The sequence below is a fragment of the Hydrogenophaga pseudoflava genome, from assembly GCF_004353865.1.
Classification (GTDB): domain Bacteria; phylum Pseudomonadota; class Gammaproteobacteria; order Burkholderiales; family Burkholderiaceae_C; genus Hydrogenophaga; species Hydrogenophaga pseudoflava.
In genome coordinates, this window is the sequence record NZ_CP037867.1 from 56,553 (window position 1) to 77,380 (window position 20,828).

Below are 20,828 nucleotides of genomic sequence, written 5' to 3' on the forward strand. Positions count from 1 at the left end.
CAGCAGCGCTTGAGGCTACCGGTTATTCGCCGGTAGGTGCTATTACGGCGCATGCCTCTATCGAAGCATGCGCCGACCCAAGTTAAAAGGCAGATGCCAATACGATCGGCATGACTGCCCCGCATAACTTGATTAAGTGTTCAGATTCTCAGCGAACAGTCGCCGCGAGTCTACGGAGGTCAGTTGCCTTTTGGTTCCCATTGACCGCATGTCAGATGAGAAACCCCTCGCGAGAAGTAGTGACATTTCATGCATGAGGTGCAGCCCCTAGCACGATCCAGCAAGAAGTTGGGGTTTGCAATTAGGTCACGACAGATACCTATGTGCACATTTGGCGGGAGTCTCGCGTCCCAAGCGAGCGCTGATTTACCCGAAAGAATGACTTGTGTCTCCGGATGACAACTGGCAAATGCCAGCGTTGCTTTAACTCTGTCGGATATTTGCGACGACGAGGATGGGTAGATCAGACGTTTGTTGATGTTGTAGAAGCCGGCAGAGACGTCCACGTAGCTAACCGGTAGGGCTGCGACACTGCTGAAGAACTGGTCCCTGCATTGATCGTCGAACACTGGATGCCCTGCCCAGATCGAAATTCTCATGGACGATTCGATCCCCATTGCTGCCAAGTCTCTTGCCCACCGACGAATTTCTTCTAAGGAAAATTCCGAGTGCCGCGACAAGCGAGGGTCAACTAGCAGATTGAAAAGATACCCGTGGCCCGCATGAATCTGAACATGACGAAAGCCCGCCTTTACGGCGAATTCTGTTCCGCGATACAACCCGTCAAACGCGGCCCGCGCGTCTTTGCCTGACAAGCTGGTCGCAATACTACGGTACTCCTCTAAAGGATCTGCGCCAGCATTCGGGACGAACCGCTTCATCCCCTGATAGCCCTGCCAAGCGGATGCGAGCTGAATTCCAGGTAGAGCACCACACTCACTGATAGATTCAGTCAGTTGACGCCATGCAGGCGCGCCCGAGATTTCAGCGCAAACGTCGTTACTGCCTGTCCCACCGGGCGTAACTACGTTGCCTACGATTGAGCAATGAAGACCATGCCGACTACGTTCGCGATAGAAGTCTCTACACCGAGCATCGGGTAGCCCACTCTGCGCAAAGCCAGTGTTGACAGCGAGGAAGAAGTACTTTCTATTCTCGACGAAGTTGCGCATAGCGCGATTTATTTAACTGCATCTTCTTGAGCATTTCGTCTTCTAAGTCCACTCCCAGAATTGCTCCGATGCGGATGATATATATAAGGCTATCCACAAGCTCTTCTCGTAGCAGCTTCTCCGAGTCAGTGATATTTAACTCATACTCCAGCGGCCTATCAAGCTTGATATTGACCTTCTTGACTATGTTGGAAAATTCGCCGATCTCTCCGAATAGACCTACCAAGTCTTTCGTGAGCTGGGCGTATTTCTCGTGCTGATCGAGGAATGATACTGGAAAGCCATGCAGTTGATCCAACTTAATCTGCATTTCGGATATCTGCTTAAGATCCATTAACCTGCTCCTTACGCCTTGAGACCCACATGATGGCTCCAACAATAGCCGTGGACAGGAGGTTAGTTCCCAGCGAAACCATTGAATCTAGGAACTTTGTGGAGACCGCGGCAAGAACAAGTCCATTAATGCACACTGCAGCAAGAATGGCCGAATCAATAATTCGCTGTTTACGCTGTATCACCTTAAGTGCACTAGCGGTAGCACGAGGCAAAATCTTGTATGACTCTGCCTCCTCGCTCTCCACCCTTGGATCTCCCTTGAGGTCATCGTACGTTCGCTGCAATTGATGCCGAATAGGCCATATCTGCGTCTGATAACCGTGCTGCCCTCGGTATGGATTGCTGGCTGCGCTAGATAGCAGGGAGAAGTCGATCTTTGCGATGGGTTCGCCTATGGGTAGTTCGATGAACTTGTCACTCAAGTTTTGAGTCACTATCCCAAGATTCCCGGAGAACCCCGGGTCAGCGTATGTACTTACTGGGCTCAGTCCGATGCTGAATAACGACCCCTTGCTCGCGACTCGAGCAATCACGTTGTGAGGAATTACGAGTTCCTCAAGGGTGATAAGGACCACGCGATGACCTGGCTTGATGAGCACAGTGCCTTTGGACGAGGCATCTATCCGCTTGTCTCCTTCAGTCAAATCGTAGTAAACGCTGCCCATACGAAGCTCGTAACAGGCCGGACCGAGTTGAGCCTCAGAGCCGTTGCGAACCAACTCACCTACTGCCATTCGGGCCTGGATATCTGCGTCAGACAGAGTCGTCATATCGTAGTTCTCGTGTTGTTCAGCCGTGTTCCCATACGACTTGGCACTACGTGTCTTCAAGCCAACTGCTCTTCTCACATAGGACCACCGAGAGTCAAGTATCGCAGGCGAACTTGAGGGATGCGCCGCTCAACGGCTGGTCCCACTCCCGTTGTGGTGCTGCCCCTGGCTGACGAGCAAGGTCTTGTGCGAGCTTGGCCGGTTGCTTCGGGCCGAAGAACTGAATGCAAAGAATGTCTCAGTTGCAAGTCAGCGTGGCTCGATGACCGATACGCGACTGAAACAGAGCATCGACTCCGCGAGGGCGAAAGATCGCGTTCGCTGCATCGAAGTCACTCGGGCCCAGAGTGGGCGCTGATCGTCAGCCCTGCCGCGCCAGCCAAGCCCGCCAACTACCCAGCGCGGTGACGTCGGTCCCACCCTCCACCCCGATCGCCTCACACACAAACCCGCTCACCCACGTCCCTTCCGCCAGCTTGACTTTGCCGATGCCCAGCGGGGCGGGGATCCCGTCGACGAAGCTGCCGAAGTGTTCGGCGGGCAGTTCCCAGACCTCCATGTCGATGGCAGCGCCGCCTTCGTTGACGCGCACCATGCCAAGCCGCTGGATCGGGCGCCGCCGGAGACGGCGTAGAACTTGTACTCGGGCGCGGACTGGACCGCGCCGAGTAGGCGCGCGTAGTGCTGCACCGGCCGCGCGAGGTGATGGCCAAAACCATCCCACCATCCGCCGGCACGCTGGCAGCGATGGACGACAAGCACTGCCTCATGCTCTGCGGCACCGGCCAGTTGGACTCGCAGGTCTACTGGCTCATGGCGCTGGACGTGGAATTTGATGTGCTGGAACCGCCCACGCTGAAGGAGCGGCTGCGCCGGGCGAGTGAGCGGGTGGGGCGGAGCTTGGCGCGGGGTGGTGAGAGTCAGGTGGCGCCTTAACGAAAATTCATCGCCCTTAGCACCGATAGGTGGGTGTGAGCCGAACCGCGATCCCGCTTTCGGGCCACTTGGAGATCAGTAGTACTGGGTGTAGTCGGTCTCGATCCCAGCCAGTGAAGCAAGTTGACCAAGGACTGCTTTGCCTGAGTCAAGAAGCTCCTTTGTTCTCGCAGGATTGTCCCAATCCGTGCCACCGTGCTTGCCGCCGTGGAATAGGTTGTTTCGGACGGTCTTGAGAAGACGGACAACTTTCTCGAGATCTGACTTGCAATCGTCAAGACACACTGGCGCCCATCCGAGTTGATCGCCAAGGCCTACTACTTGCCTTGCTGGCGGAGATGCAATCAAGGCCTCGGCTTCTTTGGACAAGCGATAGTGCGGACGCCACTTGACAGAAAACTCTCCCCAACCCGGCTCGGCCTGAGCCCCCTCAGCGTGTGACTTGAGATAACCGTTTTCTTTGAGTGCGAACTCAAAACGCGAAAACCAATAGAAGAAGTCGAACGCCAAGTTCGACAGTTCTGCAGTAACTTCTTCTTTGCGCATGACGGCGAGCATGTGTGTTTAAAAAAAAGCTGGAAAGTAGCCTCCATAAAATGTACCAATAGCAAGGTAGGGCAACTCAAATGCAGATCTTTCGTTTCTTGACAATTTTTCTTTGTTCGGTTTCGGCAGCAGTAGCCCAATCCATTGATCTCGACGAACTGCGACTAGGTTCAGAGGCTCAGATCTGGAATCAGCGCTCACAGGTGGAGAAGCATGCGTATCTAGAAGGACTGTGTCAGGGTCTCTCGGCTACGAGGGACTTGAACTATCTGAGCCAGCAAACTTGTTCTGACCCCTCGAGCACCCCAATCGGAAAAGTAAGGCTTCGGATATGCGGTGTCTTCTATGGAACGCCGGAAAAAGCAACCCGGTATGTCGATGATTTCTACAAAGACAAACACCACTCGGACATTCCCAACTGGGCAGCGCTTGGTGCGTACAACGACCGCATCTGCGAAGAGTCGAACGTCCAGCCTCGATTGGCAAAGCTGCAGGAGAAGATGAAATGCCTTCGCGTCCTCTTGAACATGGGTTCAGTCACGCCTGAGGCACGAGCGAAACAACAGGCGGTATGTGATGCGCTACCGAATGGTTGAGTAGAGCGAACGGACCTGACTCTGAGCTTCGAATTCAGAGGCTCCATCTGTCCTCAAACCAAACTAAGTCCTATGAGCCCAGACCAAGCCAAAAAGGAGCTACGCGCACGGATCGCGGTCACGTCCCAGCGTGTCACTATTGCCAAGGCTCTTCTTCTCGAAAGTACCGGCACTGAAGCCACCAACGTCGACACACTGCTCGAAGGCGTATTGAAAAACAACGGTGCGCGGTGGCCTTTGCCGAGCTTGGTAATTCACGAATCCGTAGACACGATGAGCATCGTGAAGGAGATCGCCGAGGCTGTTAGCTGGAGGCTTGCCGCCATCGAGGCCACGTGGAGCTTGATCCACTCGGGACTGCTTTTCTCCATGTCGGGAACGCGCGACCAAGAAGTGACGATCAACTGGACGACCGTAGCTCCTGGTTCTGGTGGTGGGGTGTCTTCAGGCTTCCGTATGCCAGAGACTTCATTGCCTGTTCCCGAACGCGTACGACGTGCACCTTCCTTCGATCAGCATAGAACTCAGCTTCTTGCAGAGCCAGATCTCTACCTGCACACGTTCGGGGTGTCGAATATGCATGCGCAGGTTGCAGAATCCTTTGCGGAGGCTGTGCTCTGCTTTCGAGCTGAGCTGTATACGGCAGCAACTGCCATGCTGGGCCGGGCCTCAGAAGGGGCATGGCTTGAACTGGGGGATTCCCTGCTTCGCCTAATACCAGCTACAGAGGCAAAGAAGTTCGCCAAGCAACGAGAGGTACTTGAGGACCCCATGCTCGGCCCCATGAAGAAAGTAGCGGCGGTCATCCAGCTCTACGAGCACCAGGAGATCTTTGAACCCGTGCTGAGAGCGAGCGAGGTCAAGCTCCCCGAGCTACGCGCAATTGCTAATTGGACGGATGCAGTGCGTGACTCGCGCAACACCATTCATTTTGGAGTGGAGGCTGCCGTTCCGAATACCTACGAGAAGCTCGGCGTGCTACTCCTAGGCGCCGTGCCAAACGTGCGTACTCTGTACCGAATCAAGGCTGCAGCAGATGCAGCATCTCGAGGGCCCTAGCGCATTCATCACTGCTGCGCCAACCAAGCCCGCCAGCTGCCCAACTGCGTGATCTCGGTCCCTCCCTCCACCCCAACCGCCTCGCACACAAACCCGCTGACCCACGACCCATCGGCCAGCTTCACCTTGCCGATGCCCAGCGGGGCGGGGATGCCGTCGACGAAGCTGCCGAAGTGTTCGGCGGGCAGTTCCCAGACTTCCATGTCGATCGCGGCGCCGCCTTCGTTGACGCGCACCATGCCGGGCCGTTGGACCGGGCCGCCGGCGAGGGCGTAGAACTTGTATTCGGGCGCGGACTGCACCGCGCCAAGCAGGCGCGCGCCGCGCTGGGTGAGTTGCCAGTTGAGCGGCAGGCCGCTGAGGTGAGCGCCGCAGACCGCGACCTTGACGGTGCCGGCGGTGTTGGAGCCTTTGGGCAGGTCGGTGCTGTGGATGGCCGGGGTGTCGGCCAGCTTCGCTGATGTGGCGCCGATTGACAGCGCGGCCTGCGCGCGGTGGAAGCGATCCGCCAGGCGCAGCAGCGGCACGTCCTTGAACGCGGGCGCGGCCAGGGTCACGCCCCAGGGCAGGCCTTGCGCGTCGCCGCTGGCCTGGAAGCCTGCGGGCACCGCGACGGCGGCGTAGTCCAGCAGGTTCATGAAGTTGGTGTAGTAGCCGAGGTTGCTGTTCAGGCGGATCGGGTCGGCCTGCATGTCGGCGATGCGGTAGATGGTTCCGGCGGTGGGCGTGAGCAGGCAGTCGATGTCTTGCCACACGGCGTCGCACACGCGCTTGAGGGCCTTGAGCTTGTAGCTGGCGGCGAAGGCGTCGGCCGCGGTCTTGGCCTTGCCGCCTTCGATGATGGTGCGCACGGGCGGGAACACGGCATCGGGCTGCGCGTCGATGAAGTCCTGGATGGCGACGTAGCGCTCGGCCACCCACGGGCCTTCGTAGAGCAGGCGCGCGGCTTCGAGGAAGGGGGTGAGGTCGATCTCGACCGCAGTGCCGCCGAGGGCGTGCAGGCGTTCGATGCTCTGCGCGAACAGCGCTATCGCGGCGTCGTTGCCGAAGAAGTTGAGGTCCTGCGGGCGCGGCACGCCAAAGCGGAACGGACCGGCGGAGAAGTCCACGCCGAAGGGCTTGGCGGCGCGGCTGAAGGCGTCGGCTTCGTCGTAGACGGCGGCGACTGCGAGCACGGCCTGTGCGTCGGCGGCGGTGAGCGCGAAGATGGACACGGTGTCCACCGACCGGCAGGCCGGCACGACGCCGGTGGCCGAGAGCAGGCCGATGCTGGGCTTGAGGCCGATGAGGTTGTTGAAGCTGGCGGGCACGCGGCCCGAGCCGGCCGTGTCGGTGCCCAGCGAAAACGACACCCAGCCCTTGGCCACGCTCACGGCCGAGCCGCTGCTGGAGCCGCCCGAGACGAACGCGGGGTTGAAGGCGTTGCGGCACGCGCCGTAGGGCGAGCGGGTGCCGTTGAGGCCGGTGGCGAACTGGTCGAGGTTGGCCTTGCCCAGCGGCACGGTGCCGGCCGCGATGAGCTGCTGCACGAGGAAGGCGCTCTCGCCCGGCGTGTAGGCGTATTCGGGGCAGCCCGCGGTGGTGGGGATGTGTGCGAGGTCGATGTTGTCCTTGATCGCGAAGGGCACGCCGTAGAGCGGCAAGCTGGCCGGGTCCACGCCATCGAGGTGGGCGACGTAGGGCTCGATCTCCGCATCGGTCAGGCGGTGGATGAAGGCATGGTTTTCGTCGCTGGCGCAACGGCGCATGGCCTCGGCGATGACGGCGCGCACGGGGGTGCCGGCAGCGTAGGCGGCGCGCAGGCTGGCGAGGTCGAAGGACAGGTCTTGCAGGTGGGTGGTCATGGAGGGCTCCGCTGATTCGGTTCTGTTCATTCTTCGGTGACGAGCACCAGCACGTCCTGGCCAGCGGCCACGGGCGCGCCTTCGCGGCACATGAGGCGGTGCACGGTGGCGTCCTGCGGGGCGAGAACGCTGAATTCCATCTTCATGGACTCGACGACGAGCAGCACGTCGCCCGCGGCCACGCGCTGGCCTTCGCTGACCAGCACCTTCCACACGCTGCCGGGCACGCTGCTGGCCAGCGGGCGGCCGCCGGGCGGCAGGTCCAGCTCCACGCTGGCGTCGGCCGCGGCCACGTCGGCATCGCCCGCATATGTCAGCTGGCCGCTGGCGGCCCAGCGCTCGCGCTCGGCGTCGAAGGACGCCTGTTGCTGCGCCTTGAAGGCGCCGATGCTGGCGGCGTTGTCGGCCAGGAAGCGGCGGTAGTCGCGTAGGCTGAAGCTGGTCTCTTCGACTTGCAGCGCGTAGCCGCCGTGCGGAAAGGCGGCGCGGATGCGCAGCAGCTCGTCCTGGTTCACCGGCACGAAGCGGATCTGGTCGAAGAAGCGCAGCAGCCAGGGCTGCTCGAACACTGAGCCCGCCTCACCGTGGCGCCAGCGGTTCCACATCTGCAGCGTGCGGCCGACGAACTGGTAACCGCCGGGGCCTTCCATGCCGTAGACGCAGAGGTAGGCGCCGCCGATGCCGACGGCGTTCTCGGGCGTCCAGGTGCGCGCGGGGTTGTACTTGGTGGTCACCAGGCGGTGGCGCGGGTCCACCGGCGTGGCCACCGGCGCGCCCAGGTACACGTCGCCCAGGCCCAGCACCAGGTAGCTGGCGTCGAAGACCACCTTGAACACGTCGTCGATGCTGTCCAGCCCGTTGATGCGGCGGATGAACTCGATGTTGCTCGGGCACCAGGGCGCGTCGGGCCGCACCGACTGCATGTACTTCTCGATGGCCAGTTTCGTCTGCGGGTCGTCCCAGCTCAGCGGCAGGTGCACGATGCGGCTGGGCACCTCCATGTCGTCGACGGCGGGCAGCGCGGCCTCGGCCTCGACCAGCACCTTCAGCAACTCGGCGCGCGAGACTTTGGCGGGATCGAAGTGCAGCTGCAGCGAACGGATGCCGGGCGTCATGTCGACGATGCCGGGCAGCGTGCCCGCTGCCATGCGCGCCTGCAGCGCCTGCATGAGCACGTGCACGCGCAGGCGCAGTTCGATGTCGAGCACCAGCGGGCCGAACTCGACCAGCAGGTAACGGTCGCCGGCCTGGCGCACCACCATGGCGGGCACGGCCTCGTCTTCGCGCGCGGGGTCTTCGTGGACCACGGGCGTGGGGTGGGCTGACGCGTCGTCGGCCGGCGTGGCGGGCAGGGGCTGCGTGAGTGACGACAACGCGGCCTCGACCATCGCGCTGCGCTCCAGCGCCTGATCGAGCGAGAGCCGGTGGAAGCGCACCGTGTCGCCGGGGCGCAGCTGGCCAAGCTTCCAGAGTTCGGCGTCCACCACCACGGCCGGGCAGACGAAACCACCGAGGCTGGGGCCGTCGGGGCCGAGGATGACCGGCATGTCGCCGGTGAAGTCGATGGCGCCGATGGCGTAGGCGTTGTCGTGGATGTTCGAGGGGTGCAGTCCTGCCTCGCCACCGTCCGCACGCGCCCACTGCGGCTTGGGGCCGATCAGGCGCACGCCGGTGCGGCTGGAGTTGTAGTGCACCTCCCAGTCGGTGGCGAAGAAGGTGGCCACGTCATCGGGCGTGAAGAAGTCGGGTGCGCCGTGTGGGCCGTAGAGCACGCCCACGTCCCAGTGGTGGGTGAAGGCGGGCACGGTGGCGGGGGATGCGCTCACACCCGCGGTGCCGGCGCCGGGCGCGGCCAGGTGCAGCACGTCGCCGGTGCGCAGGTGGCGGCCGGCGTGGCCGCCGAACTGGCCGAGCGTGAAGGTGCTGCGGCTGCCCAGGTAGAGCGGCACGTCGAAGCCGCCGCCCACGGCCAGGCACAGGCGCGCGCCGGCCTCGGCCCGGCCGATGGCGAGCACGCTGCCCGCGGCCACGCGGTGGCTCTGCCACAAGGGCAGCGATTGGCCGTCGAGCATGACCTTGACCGGTGCGCCGGTCACGGCGATCACCGCGTCGGCGTTGAAGCGCAGCGTGGGGCCCGAGAGCGTGATCTCCAGCGCAGCCGCGTCGTCGGCGTTGCCCACCAGACGGTTGGCCATGCGGTGGGCGTAGGCGTCCATGGGGCCGCTGGGCGGCACGCCCACGTCCCAGTGGCCCAGGCGGCCGGGCCAGTCCTGCACGCTGGTCTGCACGCCGGGCTCGACCACCTCCACCGTCGCGGGGCGGAAGTGGAAGCTGTTGAGAAAACGCGTGACCTGCCGGCCTTCGCGGAACACCGGATCGCGCACCACCTGGCGCAGGTAGCCCAGGTTGGTCTCGATGCCGGCCAGGCGCGTGGCGGCCAGCGCGGCGTCGAGCTTGTGCAACGCCTGCTCGCGGTCGGGCGCGGTGACGATGAGCTTGGCCAGCATGGGGTCGTACCAGGCGGGCACCTCGGTGCCGCGCTCGACCCAGCCGTCCACGCGGGCGTCTGGCGGAAACACCACCTCGGTCAGCAGACCGGCGCTGGGCTGGAAATTCTTGGCCGGGTCTTCGGCGTACAGCCGCACCTGGATGGACGCGCCCTGCGGCGTGGGCGCCAGCGTGGCCAACGGCGGCAGATCGCCGGCGGCGAGCTGCACCATCCACGCAACCAGATCAACCCCGGTGACCTGCTCGGTCACGCCGTGTTCCACCTGCAGACGGGTGTTGACTTCGAGGAAATAGAACTGGCCGGTGGCGGCGTCGTACACAAACTCCACCGTGCCGGCCGAGCGGTAGTTCACCGCCTGCGCCAGCCGCACCGCGGTGGCGTGCAGCTCGGCACGCTGCGCATCCGTCAGGCCCGGCGCAGGCGTCTCTTCGATCACCTTCTGGTTGCGGCGCTGCACCGAACAGTCGCGCTCGCCCAGCGCGAGCACCGTGCCCGAGCCGTCGCCGAACACCTGCACCTCGATGTGGCGCGCCTGCTCGACGTACTTTTCCAGGAAGAGGCCGGCGTCCTTGAAATTGGCGCTGGCCAGGCGCTGCACCGAGGCAAACGCGTCGCTGAGTTCGTCTTCGCTCCACACCAGGCGCATGCCGATGCCGCCGCCGCCGGCCGTGCTCTTGAGCATGACCGGGTAGCCAATGCGTTGCGCCTCGGCGCGGGCCTGCGCCGCGTCCGCCAGCAGGCCGGTGCCGGGCAGCAGCGGCACGCCGCGCTGTTCGGCCAGGTCGCGCGCCGTGTGCTTGAGGCCGAAGGCGCGCATCTGCGCCAGCGTGGGGCCGATGAAGGCGATGCCCGCGTCTTCGCAGGCCTGGGCGAAGCCCGGGTTCTCCGACAGGAAGCCGTAGCCGGGGTGGATGGCCTCGGCACCGCAGTCGCGTGCGATCTGCAGGATGCGCTCGGCCTTGAGGTAGCTCTCGGCCGCGGGTGCGGGGCCGAGCAGGTAGGCCTCGTCGGCTTCACGCACGTGGCGGGCCTGCGCGTCGGCTTCGGAATACACGGCCACGCTCTGTACGCCCAGGGCTTTGAGCGTGCGGATGATGCGGCAGGCGATGGCGCCGCGGTTGGCGATCAGGACCTTGCGGAACATGGGCTCTCCGGTGGCAGGCCGTCCTGCCGAGGGGTGTCGCGCAGCAGGCCGTCCTGCTGGCCGTTGGCAAGGAAGGGGGTCAGGCCGGGTCCCACACGATCAGCTGGATCGGTGTGGGGTTGTAGGCGTTGCAGGGGTTGTTGAGCTGCGGGCAGTTGCTGATGAGCACCCAGAGGTCCATCTCGGCGCGCATCTCCACGTATTTGCCCGGGCCGGACACGCCGTCGTCGAACTTGAGGTCGCCGCCTTCGGTGACGGGCACGTTCATGAAGAAGTTGATGTTGGGCACCAGGTCGCGTTTGGTCAGGCCGATGTCGGCGCGTTGCAGCGCGATGAGGTAGTTGTCGCGGCAGCTGTGCATGAACTTCTTCTGCAGCGCGTAGCGCACGGTATTGCTCTCGGCCGCGCAAGCGCCGCCGAGCGTGTCGTGCCGGCCGCAGGTGTCGGCCACGATGGTGAGCATGGGCCGCGCGTCGTTGCTGCGGATCACCGAGCCGGTGGTGAGGTAGATGCCGCCCTGGTGCAGCATGGTGTCGGTCGCGCTGTAGTGCTCGGCCAGGTCGTCGCGGTTGTAGAAGATCACGTCGGCGGCCTGGTTGCCTTCCAGGTCGACGATGCGCAGGGTCTGGCCCTGGTTGACGGCGAACAGGATGGGCTCGCCCGCGGGGTGGCGCTGGTTCATCACGGCGGCTGCCGGGTCGAGCGCGCTTTCCTGGATGCGGATGTCGGTGGCGGTGATGGCATTCATCGTTGAATCTCCCTGGCTCACAGGTACAGAACATCCGAGTTGTGGAGAGCACGCGCGTTCTCGGGGCGGAAGGCGCGGCAGGCGTCGTTGGCCGGCGCGGCGCCGCAGCGCCAGGCCAGCAGACCGACCTTCTTCGGTGACCACTCGGTGGACGGGTCCAGCGGGTGCGGCGCGCTGGAGACCGCGACGATCACGTCCATGTCGAAGCGCAGTTCGACGAAGTCGCCCGCGCGGCTGTGGTCCTTTGCGAAATGGAAGCGGCCCTGTTCGTCCACGCTGACCTTTGAAAAGAGATTGACCGGCGCCACCAGGTCGCGCTTGGTCAGGCCGTACTTGCCAATCTCGATCAGCAGCCCGTCCTTGCCCGAGCGGTGCATGGCGTTGCGCGCCTTTTCGTAGGGCAGCGCGCCGTACTTCGCGGTCATCAGCTCGTTGTCGAGCAGCGCGCCCAGCGGGTCGTGCCAGCCCAGGCTGTCGGCCGTGACGCTGGCCATGCTGCGACCCATGTCGCTCATCAGCACATGGCCCTTGCCGTAGTGCGCGGTGTGCTGCGCCTTGAGGCTGTCGGGCATGTTGTAGCGCTCCAGCTTTTCCAGCGCGGAGTACATGACCACGCTCACGTTGGCGCCGGCTTCCAGCGCCACGAAGCGGATCGCACTGCCGCGCGGCATGCGCCAGCTCCAGTGGCTGCCGCCGGGCATGACCTCGCTCCACATCGCGTGGCCGGTGTGCACGCCCGCCAGCGCGGCTTGCGGAAAGCGCTGCCACAGTGCGGGTGCGTCCACCGGCATGGCGGCCGGCGGGTTGGAGGGGATCACGCTCAGCGGGTCGGTGAGCGTCTCGGGCAGGGGGTAGGTGGGGGTGGGTGTCATACGGTCTCCGCGGTCAGGCCACTGAGGCGCTGCAGTTGTTCGAGGTCGGTCTTCATGCCCGAGGTCTCGCGGATGCGCTCGAGGATCTCGCGCTTGAGCCGCAGGAACTCGGGCGCGTGCTTGAGGTCCTGGTCGCGCTGGTCGCCGAAGGGCACGTCGTACACGGTGTCGATGCGGCCCGGGCGCGGCGCCATCAGCACCACGCGGCCGCCCAGGTAGATCGCCTCTTCCACGTCGTGCGTGACGAAGACGATGGTGGCGCGCTCCAGCCGGTGCACGTGGCGGATCAGGTCGTGCATCACCTCGCGCGTCTGCGCGTCCAGCGCACCGAAGGGTTCGTCCATCAGCAGGATGCCGGGGCGGCCCATCAGCGCGCGCGCAATCGCCACGCGCTGCTGCATGCCGCCCGAAAGCTGGTTGGGCCAGGCGTTGGCCGAGGCCTGCAGGCCCATCAGGCGCAGCAGCGCGTCGGCGCGGCCCGAGGCGGCTTCGACCTGAGCGGACGTGAGGTCCTTGCGGTGCGCGGACAGCTGGCGGCAGAACTTGATGTTCTCCATCACCGACATCCAGGGGTAGAGGCTGTAGTGCTGGAACACCATCGCGCGGTCGATGTCGGGGCCGGTGACGGGCCGGCCGTCCACCAGCAGCTCGCCGCTGGTGTGCGTCTCCAGCCCGCCGATGGTGCGCAGCAGCGTGCTCTTGCCGCAGCCCGAGGCGCCGACAAAGGTGACGAACTCGTTGTGCGCGATGTCGAGGTTGATGTGCTCCAGCGCGTTCAGCGGCGCGCCGTCGAAGCGCTTGTGCAGGTCGCGGATCTGGATCTTGGGGACCAAGGGATTGAAGGCGGGAAAGCGCATGGCGGTCAGCCTTTCAGGTAGAGCCAGGGAAAGGCCTTGCGGTGCGCGAGGCGGAACAGCTGGTCCGTGGCCAGGCCGATGAGGCCGATGACGATGATTCCCGCGAAGATGGTGTCGGTCTGCAGGAAGCGCTGGGCGCGCAGGATGGCGTAGCCCAGACCCGAGTTGGCCGCCACCAGCTCGGCCACCACCAGGTAGGTCCAGGCCCAGCCCATGGTGATGCGCAGCGTGTCCAGCAGCGCGGGCTTGGCGCTGGGCAGGATGACTTTTTCGATCAGCTCGGCGCGGTTGGCGCCCATGGTCTGCGCGGCCTCGACCTGTGCGGCCGGCACGCGCCGCACGTCCTCGGCCACCATCAGCACCATCTGGAAAAAGGTGCCGATGAAGATGATGGCGATCTTGGAGCCCTCGTCGATGCCCACCCACAGCATCACCAGCGGAATGAAGGCCACCGCCGGCATGTAGCGGATGAAGTCGGTCAGCGGCTCCAGCAGCGCCTGCACCGAGCGGAACGAACCGATGAACAGGCCCAGCGGCAGCGCGAACACGGCCGAGAGCACGAAGCCGGCGACCACGCGGTAGGTGCTGATCGCCATGTCGGTGAGCAGGTCGTTCTCGGTCAGCCAGGTCCAGAACTTCCCCATCACCGCCCCGGGCGAGGGCATGAAGGTCGGGTCCAGCCCGCCCCAGGCGGCCAGCGCGGCCCAGGCCAGCAGCGGCAGCACGAGGCCGGAGAGCGCGAGCACCCAGTAGGCGCGGCGGTTGATGGGCGCGCGCACCGTCCAGAGCGAGGACAGCGGGCGGCGCGCGAGCGGCGGCGCGGGCACCGCAGACGCCGTGGCCGATGGCGGCACCAGCAACGGCAGCGAAGGGGGAGACGTGGACATGCGCGGGCTCCTGTTCGGGGGGACGACGGCCAGAGAGGCTCGCGCAACCGCATCAGCGGCATGCCAGCTTCTCCCGGGCTTTTGTCCCTCCGTGGAGCCACACGATCGTGGCCGACCGCTCTCGGACCAGTCAGTGCCTGTCGGCACCCGGAACCCTAGCGGTCATTCAAGGCTGCGAGTCACTGTTTTGGTGCACTCGCCTCTCTGTGCTTTTCCTTTAGCAGGTTTGGTGCCAGGACGGAGGCCACACCGAGCCCGATGGCGGTCCCGGACAGGATGAACAGCCGGGCGTTTGGCCAGGCGCGAACTACGTTTGTACTAAGCGGGCCTACACCGGCATGGCACCTGAGCAGTTCTCTTCTTTTTTGTGCAACGCACTTCAACGATGGTGTTCACCTCTCCTGGGAGCCACTCGGTCTCGCACCCACCGAAACGCCCCGAGCAGCAACTAAAAAAAGCCGCACTCGACCTTTAGGCTCCCTGCGCCATGGCCCACGGTTGGCGCGCGTCTGCATCTGCCACTCCACTCTGCGAGAGCACGCGCCATTTGATGGGTCGGTCAACCCAAACAAAAGCAAAACCGCCAAAGCTTCGCCATGCAGGCCCGATTCCTTCCCACATCTAACTTTGTGACGTGCTTGATTGACCATCCTGGCCGACCAGGCTCCACTCGCACCGCGCTATGCCGATCACTACTCCGCCCTTGAAGCGCCGCTTGCGGCGTGTGGGAATGCGGGGATGCAGGCTCCATTTCGACAAGAGATATTCACCACCCTATTACAGATGCCGGATATCCAACTACTGGTGCTTTACCCACCAAGCCCAAATCGGTCAATCAATTGCCATTGAGGAGAAGCCCATACGTATTGAATTAAATCACCCGATTGAAGCAACAGCAATAGCTTAGCCTAGAATTTCCATTCGCAGATTGCCGGAAATTTATCAATTTTACGGACTGCATCCATATCCCCATTCAGCGCACTCTTCACCAAACTCCCGCATTCAGAATTTGGCCTCATGACACCATACATTGCAGCATTCCCAGCACAGGCTTGACAAGCCCCCAAATTAGCCAGATCCTGTCTTGTTTTCTCAATTAGCCTTGACTGCGCAGAAGGCTCCTCAAATTCAATTTGAATCCCAAAGTATCGAGCAACAAATTGAGCAGATTTAATAGGTATTTGTGCATTGCTCACATACTGCATAGCATCTTCTGCTGCACCCGTGCAGAGTTCACTAACAAAAGCCAAGAAGTATCTGTCTACCCCATTTTCGTAGCCTGCATCAATCGCAAGTTTTTCCATGGACTGTCCATGCGCCTGACTATTGGGGGCATACTTTTCACCACATTCATTCTTTGGGATTTGGATTACTGGCTTGGCAAATACTTTTGCCACCTCCTCATTTGACTTCTCTAATGCCCGTTTAGATTGAAATACGTAACGATAATTTGTTGCAAATACATCCTTCAAGTAGTAGATATCGATGCTACCCTCTGTTTTTCCGGTGTACTGACTGTATTTAAAAAACTCATTCTTGTCTGAGAGACAGATGAAGTCGCCACCACCCGAAGGTAGCAGGTTGAATTCATCGAGGGCCCTGAGGAAATATCCGCTCGTCTCTGTGTCGAATTTCTGAGACGCATCTATCTCATGCCTATCAAGACATCTCCCTTTGAGGTTCCATTTTTCCTCTATTTCACCCTTTGTGATAGCCCTACCTTTTATGGCAATGTATATTTCTTCAATGCTCTTGTAGGGCGCATGCAATTTGACTTCAATAAAATGAGCATTGGCCCCAAAAAAATCATATCTAACATTTGCATCGCCGACATAGCATTTTGCCTTGTCGGTCGTCTCCGCCGTACACCCTATCAGTTCGACAGGGCTTTTTAGGGATTCTTTTGAAACACCTAACTGTATTCCTCCAACACTGAACGAGAGATTATCGCTAAATAATTTCAGCCTACTATCGCACGCCGAAACAAAAAAGGCCATCATGACCATCAAAAAGGTTTTCACCAATTTCATTCTTTCTCCCCCGCGTTTTTTTCATCCAAGCTCAGGAACTTGTCCCAATGATTAATGATGCTCAAGGCAAGGCTGATTACATCAACATATCGACCGTCAGCTGTAATTAGCACCCATTCCAGACCTCCATCAAACTTCATTGAGCCAAGCGGGGTATTTCCACTCAGTACATTATCGTAGACGATAGCCTGCGGATCTGGACGCCCCTTTTTTGTCAGCTTCAAATGTTTTCCTTTGTCACAAAGGTCCCGACAATCTTTCAAATCCTGTTGCGCCAGAAATCTTTCTAATTCCGCAATTCTTGAAGGATCTGCTTTCCGCACGTAATCCTGAATGTGATATGCCGTAACATAAAAGTTATAGACATTATCGATGTGCATCTCCCCCTCTATTCTCACCAGCTCCCTTTTTGCTTTTTCCAGCATATCTCTTGGGGTGGCTAAGTCAAAAAAACTTGGAGCGGCAGGCATATTTTCAGCTTATGTTGTTAATAAGAGCCAACTTTGATTTAAACCCAAAAGCACCGAATATCGTATCTGCTGTCTTAAAAAAAACCACACGACGGCATTTAAAAATACTCTGAAATCAATCCTGCCCACTCCGTTTGGATGCATAACAGGCTCAACAGAAACGGCAAACCAGGAAAAACCGCAGTCTAGCGACGAGTCGCAGGTCTGAGCAGCCAACACGGCAGGCTTTCACGCCCGATACCGAATCCCCCTCGCATCGCATACCCTCGCAGCCTCCCATCCCACCTACGTCCACCCATGACCCCCTGGCAACTCCAGCAAATGATCAAAGCCTCCGGCTGGCCCCTGGCCGCGGAGCATCTCGCGCCCGGCGCCGACTTCAACGCGCGGCTGGAGGGCGGGCTGGTGCCGCTGCACTGGGCCTGTGCGGGCGGCAAGGCGGGGGTGGTCAAGTTCATGATCGAGCACGGCGCCGACGTGCTCGACGCGGCGGCCGACGGGCAGACGCCGCTGACGATGGCGGTGGACTCGGGCAGCTTTCAGGTGCTGATGCTGGTGATCGACCGGCTCAAGGCGCTGGGCGCGCCACCGCCGGACGAGGCGCTGCGCCGGCAGATGGCCGAGACCTTCGGCCAGAGCCACACCGACGCCAAGAACCGGCTGCTGCAGACGCTGCGCGACTGGGACCGCATCGCGAAGAAGCAGCGCCCGCCGGCGGGCTGAATCAGGCTCCGGCGTCGCCCTGGCCCAGCCGGCGCTGGACGGCCGTTTCCTCGACCACCGCGCGCTCGAAGCGCTCCAGCCCGATCTGGTTGAGCACACGCTTGAACTCGCGGGCCACCTCGGGGGTCAGGTCCGCAATCCGCCGCGCTGCGGCCAGCGACACCGCATCAAGTTCGTCCGCCGGCACGCAGCGGTAGACCAGGCCCCAGGCCAGCGCCTGCGCGGCGTCGAACGGTTCGCCCAGCAGGGTCAGCGCCTTGGCGCGCATGGGGCCGATGGCGGCGGGCAGGGTGGCCACCAGGCCACCGGTGACGAAGACGCCGAGCGAGGCTTCGGGCAGCTTGAACTTCGCGCTGTCGGCGGCGAAGACGATGTCGGCGTTCATCGTCCATTCGAAGCCCGCGCCGACCGTCCAGCCGTGCACGGCGGCAATCACCGGGCAGCGGTGCGCGACGATGGCGCGCGAGACGGCCTGCACGAGTTCCAGGTCTTTGTCGGTGGGCGCAGCGCTGACGTCGCGGCCGGCACAGAAGGCGCGGCCGTTGCCGCGCAGGCGGATGGCGCGCACCGCGGGGTCGTTGGCCGCCGTGTTGAGCGCGTCGAGCAGGGACTCGGCCATTTCGTTGTGAATGGCGTTGAGCTTGTCGGGGCGGTTGAGCGTGAGCGTGAGGACGCCGGCTTCGCGCTCAAGGAGGAGTGTGGATGTGGAGGGCATGGCACAGGCTAGCAGGGTTGCGGCGTGTAGGACCCGTCCTACCGCCAGACTGCGCCTTCACCGATGCCGGGGTGGCGGCTGGGTCAACAGAATGAACCACAACCGAAAGGAGTGCCTCATGACACAACAGACTGGATACATCGTGGGCAAGGTGGAGTTCCGACCGGGCGACGGCGCGCTGATGCGCATCCCGAAGGGTCCGGTGGAGATCGAAACCACCAGGCTCGAAGCCACCCTGAGCTGGGTGGAAGGCGAAACCCACGGGGCTGCGGCCATGCCGCTGACCGACTTCAAGCGCTACGTGACCAAGGGCGCGATTGCGCTGCCCTGAACGCGGTGCGGGTGTGAACAGTGGTGTGCGATTGACACCGTTTGTCACGCCCTGGCGGGCGGGCGGCGCCAGACTGCGCGCCCTGAAAGGAACAGAACAATGGACAAGTCGTTGATGAAGGGCATGGCCTTGGGTGGCATCGCCACTGTGGTGCTGGGGGCCGGTGCGGTCACCGGGTACCAGAAGCTGGCGCAACCCGAGGTGGCCGAGGTGGTGGCCGTGAAGCAGGTGCTGCAGACCGTGTCGACGCCGCAGGTGCGCTGCGAGAACGTGGCGGTGCGCCGGCAGGCGCCGGTGAAGGACGAGCACCGCATCGCCGGCACGGTGATCGGCGGTGTGGCGGGCGGCCTGCTGGGCAACCAGATCGGTGGTGGCAACGGCAAGAAGGTGGCCACGGTGGCGGGCGCGGTGGCCGGGGGCTACGCCGGTAACCGGGTGCAAAAAAATCTGCAGGAAAACGACGTGGTCACGACCACGGAGCAGCGCTGCAAGACGGTGCAGCAGAAGTCGCAGCGGCTGGTGGGTTACGACGTGACCTACCGCCTCAACGGCCAGGAGGGCAAGACGCGCACATCCTTTGAACCCGGCGCCACGCTGCCGGTGAAGGACGGGCAGGTGGTGGTCACGCCGCCGCCGACGGAAGCGCGGTCCTGAAGCCGGCGCGCCGCTGGCGCCGCGCTCACGCCGTCAGCGTGAGCAGGATGTCGGCGTACCAGGCGCAGTTCAGTCCCAGGGATTCGTCCTGCACACGGTCGCGGTTGCCCATGTCCATGCGCGCCGAGTGCACGCCCAGCAGCTGCCAGGGCAGTGGTGCGCCGTCGCGTGTCATGCCGTGGTGGCGCGTCACCACCGGCGCCCCGCTGGTGCCGCGGTGGGTGCGCGCGTCGGTGAGAAAGAAGCCCCGGCCCTGGAAGCGCACACCAAACGGTGAGGCGATCGCGGCGTGGCGCAGCACCGGCAGCTGGTACACGGTGTCGCGGAAGCCCAGCGGGAAGCCGGCGATGCACAGGGCCGCATCGATGGGCACGCTGTCGAAGTCGCCGGGCAGGTGCTCCGGCGTGAAGGCGAAGACGATGGCCCCTTCGGGCAAGGCCTCCCGGTCAATCTCCAGCACGCCCACGTCGATCTCGCCACCGCCGTCGGTGCCCTGGCGCCAGACGGCCGTCCCGTTTGCGTACAGCAGCATGGAAAACTCGGTGCAGCGCGAGAGGTTCTGGGCGTCCAGGTGCAGCGTGATCGCCAGCCGGCTGGGGTGGTGGTTGCTGGGTTCGTCGATCAGCACATGGCGGCTGGTCACAAGGAACAGACGGTCGTCGCGCTGGAAGAAGAAGCCGGAGGCGTTGGTCAGGGCGATGTCGCCGTCGTAGGTGGTGATGCCTGGCGTGGCGAGGAACAGCGGGTCCACGGCGGGTGTGGGTGCGGTCGACCGGTCGGCAGGAGCTGCGTTCATGCCCGCAGTGTCGGCGCTTTCGGGTGTCTGTGCCATGTGGGTGCTGCTATGACCCGGGCGGGCGGTCCAGGTAGGCCCGCACCAGTTCCTTGAGCCGATCGCGCCCGAAGCTCGGGTCGTGGCCGGCGTGCACCACGTTCACCGGCAGGCCGAGCAGGCGTTCCATGGTGCGCGCGTAGGCCGCGCGGTCGGAGTGCGGCAGGGCGTCGAGCAGCGGGCCGTCGTAGACCGCATCGCCGGAAAACAGCGTGCCGGTGGCCGCCTCCCACAGGCCGATGCTGCCGGGCGAGTGGCCGGGCAGGTGCAGCACCTCGAAGTGGCGGTTGCCCAGGTCGATGACGTCGCCGTCTTCCAGCTCGCGCGTGACGGTGGCCTGCCGGATCTCCCAGGCCGAGAGGTCGTAGTCGGGCGCGGGCAGCGCGGTGAGGGCGGCGCCGCCGGTCTCGTAACCGGGCGCCGCAAAGTCCAGGTGGGCGAGGTCGATGTCGCCCAGCGTGTAGGCCGGGTCGGCACCGCGCAGGCCGGGCGCTTCGAGCCGGTGGCACCAGCACTCGGCGAACTCGTGGTGGCCGCCGACATGGTCCAGGTGCACGTGCGTGGCCAGCGCCGCCACGCGCTGGCCGAACAGGTGGCGCGAGGCCTGGTAGAGGCTGCTCACGCCCAGGCCAGTGTCGACCACCAGGTCAAGGTCTCGCCCACGGATGTGCCAGATGTTGCAGCGGAGCAGCGGCACGACGTGGGGCTCGGTGATCAGCGTGAGGCCGTCGCCGAAGGAACGGAATTCAAACCAGTCGCCGTCGAGGGTGGGGAGCATGGTGGGCCTGTGGTGGTGG

General features: G+C 63.0%; 22 protein-coding genes and 1 riboswitch. Of the genes, 6 read left to right on the forward strand and 16 right to left on the reverse strand.

All coding sequences use genetic code 11. From position 1 onward, the window contains the following. Window positions 1–179: 179 nt before the first annotated feature. The 4 genes from HPF_RS00245 to HPF_RS00260 all read right to left on the reverse strand — a co-directional run bounded on the left by HPF_RS00245 (window position 180) and on the right by HPF_RS00260 (window position 2,873). A complete protein-coding gene (locus HPF_RS00245) occupies window positions 180–1,172 on the reverse strand; it encodes an oxidoreductase (RefSeq protein ID WP_133155384.1) in 993 nt (330 codons plus the stop codon). After that, window positions 1,150–1,506, reverse strand: coding sequence for a hypothetical protein (locus tag HPF_RS00250; protein WP_133155385.1), 357 nt, complete (start codon window positions 1,504–1,506; stop codon window positions 1,150–1,152). Before HPF_RS00250 ends, HPF_RS00245 begins: the two co-directional genes overlap by 23 nt. Further along, the gene (locus HPF_RS00255) at window positions 1,496–2,278 is read right to left on the reverse strand and encodes a dCTP deaminase domain-containing protein (protein WP_133155386.1); all 783 of its coding nucleotides are present in this window, start codon (window positions 2,276–2,278) and stop codon (window positions 1,496–1,498) included. Before HPF_RS00255 ends, HPF_RS00250 begins: the two co-directional genes overlap by 11 nt. 361 nt (window positions 2,279–2,639) lie before the next feature. Further along, window positions 2,640–2,873 carry an allophanate hydrolase-related protein gene (locus HPF_RS00260; protein ID WP_207959263.1) on the reverse strand — a complete coding sequence of 78 codons (234 nt, stop codon included), beginning with the start codon at window positions 2,871–2,873 and terminating at the stop codon, window positions 2,640–2,642. 110 nt (window positions 2,874–2,983) lie between these two features. On the opposite strand from HPF_RS00260, the gene HPF_RS00265 reads away from it, so the two are divergent. Further along, window positions 2,984–3,214, forward strand: a complete 231-nt coding sequence (locus tag HPF_RS00265; RefSeq protein ID WP_133155387.1) for a hypothetical protein — start codon at window positions 2,984–2,986, stop codon at window positions 3,212–3,214. A 75-nt stretch (window positions 3,215–3,289) separates the two neighbouring features. On the opposite strand, the gene HPF_RS00270 is transcribed toward HPF_RS00265, so the two are convergent. Continuing rightward, window positions 3,290–3,772, reverse strand: a complete 483-nt coding sequence (locus tag HPF_RS00270) for a hypothetical protein (protein ID WP_207959265.1) — start codon at window positions 3,770–3,772, stop codon at window positions 3,290–3,292. A 68-nt stretch (window positions 3,773–3,840) separates the two neighbouring features. Between HPF_RS00270 and HPF_RS00275 the strand changes: the two genes are divergently transcribed. After that, window positions 3,841–4,356 (forward strand): hypothetical protein, encoded by a 516-nt coding sequence (locus HPF_RS00275; protein WP_133155388.1) that lies wholly within the window; start codon window positions 3,841–3,843, stop codon window positions 4,354–4,356. A 72-nt stretch (window positions 4,357–4,428) separates the two neighbouring features. Beyond that, on the forward strand, window positions 4,429–5,415 hold the full coding sequence (locus tag HPF_RS00280) for a hypothetical protein (RefSeq protein WP_133155389.1): 987 nt from the start codon (window positions 4,429–4,431) through the stop codon (window positions 5,413–5,415). Between the two features lie 8 nt (window positions 5,416–5,423). On the opposite strand, the gene atzF is transcribed toward HPF_RS00280, so the two are convergent. From atzF to HPF_RS00320, 8 genes are all read right to left on the reverse strand, one after another. Next, window positions 5,424–7,259, reverse strand: a complete 1,836-nt coding sequence (gene atzF, locus HPF_RS00285; RefSeq protein WP_207959267.1) for an allophanate hydrolase — start codon at window positions 7,257–7,259, stop codon at window positions 5,424–5,426. A gap of 26 nt (window positions 7,260–7,285) precedes the next feature. Continuing rightward, window positions 7,286–10,912, reverse strand: a complete 3,627-nt coding sequence (uca, locus tag HPF_RS00290; protein WP_133155391.1) for an urea carboxylase — start codon at window positions 10,910–10,912, stop codon at window positions 7,286–7,288. Window positions 10,913–10,991: 79 nt separating this feature from the next. After that, window positions 10,992–11,660 (reverse strand): urea amidolyase associated protein UAAP2, encoded by a 669-nt coding sequence (locus HPF_RS00295; RefSeq protein ID WP_133155392.1) that lies wholly within the window; start codon window positions 11,658–11,660, stop codon window positions 10,992–10,994. Window positions 11,661–11,677: 17 nt separating this feature from the next. After that, on the reverse strand, window positions 11,678–12,376 hold the full coding sequence (locus tag HPF_RS00300; RefSeq protein ID WP_207959372.1) for an urea amidolyase associated protein UAAP1: 699 nt from the start codon (window positions 12,374–12,376) through the stop codon (window positions 11,678–11,680). Window positions 12,377–12,528: 152 nt separating this feature from the next. Beyond that, window positions 12,529–13,389 carry an ABC transporter ATP-binding protein gene (locus HPF_RS00305; RefSeq protein ID WP_133155393.1) on the reverse strand — a complete coding sequence of 287 codons (861 nt, stop codon included), beginning with the start codon at window positions 13,387–13,389 and terminating at the stop codon, window positions 12,529–12,531. 5 nt (window positions 13,390–13,394) lie between these two features. Beyond that, on the reverse strand, window positions 13,395–14,276 hold the full coding sequence (locus tag HPF_RS00310) for an ABC transporter permease (protein WP_133155394.1): 882 nt from the start codon (window positions 14,274–14,276) through the stop codon (window positions 13,395–13,397). 68 nt (window positions 14,277–14,344) lie between these two features. Further along, a riboswitch (guanidine-I (ykkC/yxkD leader) is annotated at window positions 14,345–14,446 on the reverse strand. A 738-nt stretch (window positions 14,447–15,184) separates the two neighbouring features. Next, window positions 15,185–16,306: a hypothetical protein gene (locus tag HPF_RS00315; RefSeq protein ID WP_133155395.1), complete on the reverse strand. Its 1,122-nt coding sequence runs from the start codon at window positions 16,304–16,306 to the stop codon at window positions 15,185–15,187. After that, window positions 16,303–16,776, reverse strand: coding sequence for a hypothetical protein (locus tag HPF_RS00320; RefSeq protein ID WP_133155396.1), 474 nt, complete (start codon window positions 16,774–16,776; stop codon window positions 16,303–16,305). Before HPF_RS00320 ends, HPF_RS00315 begins: the two co-directional genes overlap by 4 nt. A gap of 321 nt (window positions 16,777–17,097) precedes the next feature. On the opposite strand from HPF_RS00320, the gene HPF_RS00325 reads away from it, so the two are divergent. Then, window positions 17,098–17,499 (forward strand): ankyrin repeat domain-containing protein, encoded by a 402-nt coding sequence (locus HPF_RS00325; RefSeq protein ID WP_165961634.1) that lies wholly within the window; start codon window positions 17,098–17,100, stop codon window positions 17,497–17,499. A gap of 1 nt (window position 17,500) precedes the next feature. Here HPF_RS00325 and HPF_RS00330 read toward each other — a convergent pair whose 3' ends face one another. After that, window positions 17,501–18,214 carry an enoyl-CoA hydratase/isomerase family protein gene (locus tag HPF_RS00330; protein ID WP_133155398.1) on the reverse strand — a complete coding sequence of 238 codons (714 nt, stop codon included), beginning with the start codon at window positions 18,212–18,214 and terminating at the stop codon, window positions 17,501–17,503. A gap of 118 nt (window positions 18,215–18,332) precedes the next feature. Here HPF_RS00330 and HPF_RS00335 point away from each other — a divergent pair, with 118 nt between their 5' ends. After that, a complete protein-coding gene (locus tag HPF_RS00335) occupies window positions 18,333–18,545 on the forward strand; it encodes a hypothetical protein (protein ID WP_127806566.1) in 213 nt (70 codons plus the stop codon). Window positions 18,546–18,644: 99 nt separating this feature from the next. Next, window positions 18,645–19,199 carry a glycine zipper 2TM domain-containing protein gene (locus HPF_RS00340; RefSeq protein WP_133155399.1) on the forward strand — a complete coding sequence of 185 codons (555 nt, stop codon included), beginning with the start codon at window positions 18,645–18,647 and terminating at the stop codon, window positions 19,197–19,199. A gap of 25 nt (window positions 19,200–19,224) precedes the next feature. Here HPF_RS00340 and HPF_RS00345 read toward each other — a convergent pair whose 3' ends face one another. Together HPF_RS00345 and HPF_RS00350 are read right to left on the reverse strand one after the other, a co-directional pair. Then, entirely contained in the window at window positions 19,225–19,995 is a 771-nt protein-coding gene (locus HPF_RS00345; RefSeq protein WP_133155400.1) for a trypsin-like peptidase domain-containing protein, read from the reverse strand. Between the two features lie 46 nt (window positions 19,996–20,041). Next, window positions 20,042–20,809, reverse strand: coding sequence for an MBL fold metallo-hydrolase (locus HPF_RS00350; protein ID WP_133155401.1), 768 nt, complete (start codon window positions 20,807–20,809; stop codon window positions 20,042–20,044). Window positions 20,810–20,828: the final 19 nt, after the last annotated feature.